Genomic DNA, 6,551 nt, shown 5'->3' with positions numbered 1-6,551 from the left:
GCAAATTCCTTTCCGGCCAAATTCCCTTCCGGCCTTGACTGCCCGCCATTCCTGTCGGAAACCGCCATAACACTTTGCGGTGAGGGGCGCGAAACATGACGGCGGCCATGGACGAGCTTCTCGGCATTCTCGACCTCGAGCAGCTGGAACACAACCTGTACCGTGGTCGCAGCCCCAAACTTGACTGGCAGCGCGTATTCGGCGGCCAGACCATCGCCCAGGCGCTGGTCGCCGCCCAGCGAACGGTGGAGCCCGAACGCCACGTACATTCGCTGCACGGCTATTTCATGCGGCCCGGCGACACCAAGGTGCCGATCATCTACCAGGTCGACCGCATCCGCGACGGCGGCTCCTTCACCACGCGCCGTGTCGTGGCTGTCCAGCACGGCCAGGCGATCTTTTCGCTGGAAGCCTCGTTCCAGCAGGATGAGACCGGGCTCGAGCATCAGGTGCCGATGCCGCAGGACGTGCCGGCGCCCGACACATTGCTGTCGCAGCGCGAACTGATTGGCAAGTTCGGCGAGGCCGTGCCCGACGGCATCAGGCGCTACTGGGAGCGTGACCGGCCGATCGAGATGAAACCGGTGATGCTTGAGCATTACACCAGCCGGGAAAAGCTGGAGCCGAAGCAGAACATCTGGATCCGCACGACCGGCCCGGTTCCGGCCGATCGCGCCACGCAGGCGGCAGTGCTTGCCTATCTCTCCGACATGACGCTGCTCGATACCTCGACCTTTGCGCATGGCCGCGCCATTTTCGATAGCGACATCCAGGCGGCGAGCCTCGATCACGCCATGTGGTTCCACCGCAGCCATCCGCTCGACGACTGGATGCTCTACACGCAGGACAGCCCGTCGACGCAAGGGTCGCGGGGGTTCACTCGTGGGTCGCTGTTTGCCCGCGACGGCACGTTGATCGCCTCGGTTGCCCAGGAGGGCCTGATCAGGCTGAAGCGGCCGCCCGCCGAATAGGCATTTTTGCAAAATTGCCTATTTTTTAATCAACTGCGTTGTCGCGACTATGAACAGTCAGCCAACAAACCTTCCCTAGTCCCTTATTTAACAACGGGTTAACACCCTGCTTCGGCAACTGGCACGGAGCTTGAATCCTAGCGGGCACTCTCCGGCTCTCATGGGGATCGGCGACGTCGTACAAACGCGGGGGACCGCAACAGCAAAGGGTGAAACCTTATGAAAATCGTGATGGCAATCATCAAGCCGTTCAAGCTCGACGAGGTGCGCGAAGCGCTCACCGCAGTCGGCATCCAGGGCCTGACCGTCACCGAAGTCAAAGGCTACGGGCGTCAGAAGGGACACACGGAAATCTATCGCGGGGCGGAATACGCGGTCAGCTTCCTGCCGAAGATCAAGATCGAAGTCGCGGTCGGCCTGGACATGGTCGACAAGGCCGTCGAAGCCATCACCGCGGCGGCCAAGACCGGTCAGATCGGCGACGGCAAGATCTTCGTTTTCGGCATCGACCAGGCGGTGCGCATTCGCACCGGCGAAACAGACACCGACGCGCTTTGAGCTGCGGACACGTATTCCAATGGAGAGTTCAATGAATATTCCTTCTACTTTGAAGTCGGCGACGCGCACCGCGCTGCTGGGCTCGCTCGCTATCGCAGCACTGGGCACGGTCGCCGCATTCGCGCAGGAAGCGGCTCCGGCCGCACCGGCAGCGCCAGCGGCGCCGGCCTTCACCGTCGACAAGGGCGACACGACCTGGATGATGATTTCCACCATCCTGGTGCTGTTGATGACCATTCCCGGCCTTGCCCTTTTCTACGGCGGTCTGGTTCGCGCCAAAAATATGCTGTCGGTGCTGATGCAGGTCTTCACCATCACCAGCGTGGTCATGATCGTCTGGGTTTTCTACGGCTACAGCCTTGCCTTCACCCCCGGCAATGCCTTCGTCGGCGGCCTTTCCAAGATGTTTCTTGCCGGTGTCGACGTGACGACGGTGTCGGAAACCTTCACCAAGGGCGTCGCCATTCCTGAACTGGTGTTCGTCATCTTCCAGATGAGCTTCGCCTGCATCACGCCCGCCCTGATCGTCGGCGCCTTCGCCGAACGCGTCAAGTTTTCGGCCGTGATCCTTTTCACCATCCTGTGGGTCACATTCGTCTACTTTCCGATCGCGCATATGGTCTGGTTCTGGGGCGGCCCGAGCGCTTATAGCGACCCGTCGGGGCTCATCTTCGGCTTCGGCGCCATCGACTTCGCCGGCGGCACGGTCGTTCACATCAATGCGGGCATCGCCGGCCTTGTCGGGGCGCTGATGATCGGCAAGCGCATCGGCTACAACAAGGACATCATGGCGCCGCACTCGATGACGCTGACCATGGTCGGCGCTTCGCTACTGTGGGTCGGCTGGTTCGGCTTCAACGCCGGTTCGAACCTCGAAGCCAACGCCTACGCGGTGCTGGCCATGGTCAACACCTTCGTCGCCACGGCGGCGGCGGCAGTGACCTGGATCGTGCTCGAAACGCTGCTGCGCGGCAAAGCGTCGATGCTTGGCGCGGTTTCGGGCGCGGTTACCGGCCTTGTCGCCGTCACACCCGCTGCAGGCTTTGCCGGTCCGATGGGCGCCATCGTGCTCGGCATCGTCGCCACCTGCGTCTGCTACTTCTTCGTCTCGGTCGTGAAGAACAAGTTCGGCTACGACGACAGCCTCGATGTCTTCGGCATCCACTGCGTCGGCGGCATCATCGGCGCGCTCGGCACCGGCATCCTGGTCAACCCCGCCCTCGGCGGCGCTGGCATCGTCGATTATTCGACAGCCGACTTCGCCGCCGGCTATGCCGGCACGGCGACGCAGCTGTGGTCGCAGTTCAAGGGTGTCCTGGTAACCGTCCTGTGGTCGGGCATCGGCAGCGCCATCCTCTACAAGATCGTCGATATGATCGTAGGCTTGCGTCCGACAGCCGATGCAGAGCGTGAAGGGCTCGACCTCACCGCGCATGGCGAAGCGGCCTATCACCCGTAAGCCTTGCACCCGTAAGTCTTGTCTGGGCGGCCTCGGCCGCCCTGCATCCTCCCATCCCGTCGTGACGCTCCTGCAAGGGCTCACGCATTGAGGCCCGGACCCGTTCCGGGCCTCTTTTTTGCGCGCAGACGGCCAGGCCAGATACTCGCCGCAAGATACTTCCCCCAACCCCTTATAGTTAATGCTGCCTTAACCTTCCCGCCGATAGTCTGGTGCCCGAATCTGCCGAGCTGCGCGCACGCTATCGGCCAGGCAACGACAGACGGGGAAGAGCATGCGTTCAGGGGCTTCAGCACCGCTCGCGCTGGCCGATACGGGGTACGGCATCCGGGCGTTCGCGCGGCGTCAGGTCGGCCGGCTGGTCGGTGCCGGCCTGTTTGCGCTGGTCGCCTTCGGTATCGCCAGCCTCGCCACCTGGAACGTCGCCGACCCAAGCTTCTCCCACGCCACCGATAATATCGTCAGCAACGCCATGGGCTATGTGGGCGCTGTCTTCTCCGACCTCGCCATGCAGTTCTTCGGCCTTGCTGCCGTCGCGGCGCTGGTGCCGGCAGTGGTCTGGGGATTTCTGCTGTTTTCGGCGCGCGGCGTCGACAGGCTGCCGAAGCGCGGGCTCGCCTGGTTTGGCTACGCGGTGCTTGCCGCGGCCATCGCCGGCTGCGTGGTGCCCCCCAAGACCTGGCCGCTGCCGACCGGTCTCGGCGGCGTGTTCGGCGACATGGTGCTCAAGATTCCCGGCTTCGTAGTCGGCGGCTACCCGACCGGTCTCATCGCCAGCGTGCTCGCCGTGCTTCTCGCCGCGCCGGCACTGTGGCTGTTTGCCTACGGCTCGGCGCTAATTGCACGCCAGAACGGTTTCCCGGTCCTGGAGCAACCGGCTGCGCCCGATCCCCGGGACGAGGACGAACTGCTTTTCGACAATGATGAGGACGAGGGCGACGAGGGCATTCTGGCGCTTGGCGCGATCACGCACTGGTGGCTGTCGTTGCGCGCCTATCTCCGCCGCCGTGCCGCGCGCCGCCGGGAGCACGATGACTTCGAACCAGAGATGGAACCGCGCGCCAGCGCCTGGCGGCGCGCTGCCGAGCGGGTCGAATCGGCCGAATTTGCCGAATCGCGGATGAGTGCCGATGGCCGGGCCCGCGTCGAGCCTGAATTCTTCGCCGCCATGGTCAACGACCGCAGCGCCTCGCTCGATCCCGACGACGCCGATGTTTTTGACGATGACGACGACATGGATTTTGCGCCGGAGCCCGTGGGCCAGCGCAGCACTGCGCTCAATGCGAAGGTGCAGCCGTTCCGCTCCGACGCGGCCACCCGCGTCGCGGCGCCGGCGCCCCGGCCCGTTCCGGGCGCCCGTGTCCAGCGCGAAGCCCAGACCTCGCTGATCGGCTCCGAACAATTCGAAATGCCGTCACTGCATTTCCTGTCCGAGCCGAAGAACGTCGTGCGCGATGCCAGCCTGTCCAAGGACGCGCTGGAGCAGAATGCCCGCCTGCTCGAGGGCGTGCTGGAGGATTTCGGCGTCAAGGGCGAGATCATCCATGTCCGCCCGGGCCCCGTCGTCACGCTTTATGAGCTGGAGCCGGCGCCCGGCATCAAATCGTCGCGGGTCATCGGCCTGTCCGACGACATCGCCCGCTCGATGAGCGCGATCGCCTGCCGCGTCGCCGTGGTGCCGGGCCGCAACGCCATCGGCATCGAGCTGCCGAACGCCAAGCGCGAGACCGTCTATCTCAGGGAAATCATGGCCAGCCGCGATTTCGAGACCACCAAGGCCAAGCTGGCGCTGGCGCTCGGCAAGACCATCAATGGCGAGGCGGTCATCGTCGACATCGCCAAGATGCCGCACGTGCTGGTCGCCGGCACCACCGGTTCGGGCAAGTCGGTCGCCATCAACACTATGATCCTGTCACTGCTCTACCGGCTGACGCCGCAGGACTGCCGGCTAATCATGATCGACCCGAAAATGCTGGAGCTCTCTGTCTATGACGGCATCCCGCATCTTTTGACGCCTGTTGTCACCGATCCGAAGAAGGCGGTGGTGGCGCTGAAATGGACCGTGCGCGAGATGGAGGACCGCTACCGCAAAATGTCAAAGGTCGGCGTCCGCAACATCGACGGTTTCAACGCGCGGGTGCAGCAGGCGGAGAAGAAAGGCGAGAAAATCTCGCGCACCGTGCAGACCGGCTTCGACCGCCAGACCGGCGAAGCGATCTACGAGACCGAAAACCTCGATCTCGAGCCGATGCCCTACATCGTCGTCATCATCGACGAGATGGCCGATTTGATGATGGTCGCTGGCAAGGACATCGAAGGCGCGGTGCAGCGCCTTGCGCAGATGGCGCGCGCCGCCGGCATCCACGTCATCATGGCGACGCAGCGGCCGTCGGTCGACGTCATCACCGGCACGATCAAGGCCAACTTCCCGACCCGCATCTCCTTCCAGGTGACGTCGAAGATCGACAGCCGTACCATCCTGGGCGAGCAGGGCGCCGAACAGCTGCTTGGAATGGGCGACATGCTCTACATGGCCGGCGGCGGCCGCATCCAGCGCGTACACGGCCCCTTCGTTTCCGATGACGAGGTCGAGAAGATCGTCGCGCATCTGAAGCTGCAGGGCGTGCCGGAATATCTCGATGCGATTACCGAGGATGACGATGAGGACGACGACGAGCCGCCGGGCAAGGGTGGCTCGGGCGGTGGCGGCGGCAATTTCGAGGATTCCGACGATCCCTACGACCAGGCGGTTGCGGTGGTGCTGCGCGACGGCAAGGCCTCGACCAGCTACATCCAGCGCCGGCTCGGCATCGGCTACAACCGCGCGGCCTCGATCATCGAGAAGATGGAGAAGGAAGGTATTGTCGGGCCGGCCAACCATGCCGGAAAACGCGAGATTCTAGTGCCGACGGAGGACGACAAGTTCTGATCCGACCGGCAAGAACCATGGGATTTGCCCGGCTGCAAGGTCGACGGCGGCAACTATGACCCTTCTGGCGCGTTTGCAACGACGAAGCGCTGTTAGGTCGCCAAACTTAAGCCCAACTGGGGGGCCAAACACTGCGACAACAGATAAACCAGACGAGAGTGACCGGCATGAAAAACTCCTCTTTCGCTACGACCAGCGATTTTGCCCCGACCCGCCGCCAGCTGCTTGGCCTCGGCCTGGTCCTGGCAGGTGCTGCGGCCATCAACGTCGTGCCCGGGGTCCAGTTGCTGGCGTCGGCGCAAGCGGCGGTGCCACCCACCGCGCAGAAGATCGCCGACCATTTTTCCTCGGTCAAATCGATGACCGGCGAATTCGTGCAGTTCGGACCCAAGGGCGAGCAGACCGGCGGCAAGTTCTTTCTGGAACGGCCGGGCAAGATTCGGTTCAACTATGACGGGACGTCGAATTTCAGGGTGATTTCCGACGGCAAGTCGGTGGTCATCCTCAACAAGCGGCTGAAAACCTCCGATCTCTACCCACTGTCGAAAACGCCACTCAAGCTGCTGCTCGACACCAAGATCGACCTCTCTGGCGGCCGCGTCAAAAGCGTCAAGGAAGAGAACGACGTCACCAC

At 63.4% G+C, this 6,551-nt stretch carries 5 protein-coding genes; all 5 read left to right on the top strand.

Annotation, left to right across the window (positions count from 1 at the left end; genetic code table 11):
* Nucleotides 1-95: 95 nt before the first annotated feature.
* Nucleotides 96-971 carry an acyl-CoA thioesterase II gene (gene tesB, locus EOA86_RS17130; RefSeq protein ID WP_128342727.1) on the top strand — a complete coding sequence of 292 codons (876 nt, stop codon included), beginning with the start codon at nucleotides 96-98 and terminating at the stop codon, nucleotides 969-971.
* A 219-nt stretch (nucleotides 972-1,190) separates the two neighbouring features.
* A complete protein-coding gene (locus EOA86_RS17125) occupies nucleotides 1,191-1,529 on the top strand; it encodes a P-II family nitrogen regulator (RefSeq protein ID WP_023800571.1) in 339 nt (112 codons plus the stop codon).
* Nucleotides 1,530-1,560: 31 nt separating this feature from the next.
* Complete coding sequence (locus tag EOA86_RS17120; protein WP_128342726.1) at nucleotides 1,561-2,988, top strand: ammonium transporter; 1,428 nt, start codon at nucleotides 1,561-1,563, stop codon at nucleotides 2,986-2,988.
* A 274-nt stretch (nucleotides 2,989-3,262) separates the two neighbouring features.
* Complete coding sequence (locus EOA86_RS17115) at nucleotides 3,263-5,917, top strand: DNA translocase FtsK (RefSeq protein WP_128342724.1); 2,655 nt, start codon at nucleotides 3,263-3,265, stop codon at nucleotides 5,915-5,917.
* Between the two features lie 167 nt (nucleotides 5,918-6,084).
* Nucleotides 6,085-6,551 (top strand): outer membrane lipoprotein carrier protein LolA (locus EOA86_RS17110; protein ID WP_164891788.1); only part of this gene is annotated, 467 nt, incomplete at its 3' end.

It is taken from the genome of Mesorhizobium sp. M5C.F.Ca.IN.020.32.2.1 (assembly GCF_004023105.1).
In the GTDB taxonomy this organism is placed as follows: Bacteria; Pseudomonadota; Alphaproteobacteria; order Rhizobiales; family Rhizobiaceae; genus Mesorhizobium; species Mesorhizobium wenxiniae.
The sequence above is the reverse complement of the archived record's forward strand: the minus strand, read 5'-3'. Positions and strand labels throughout refer to the sequence as shown.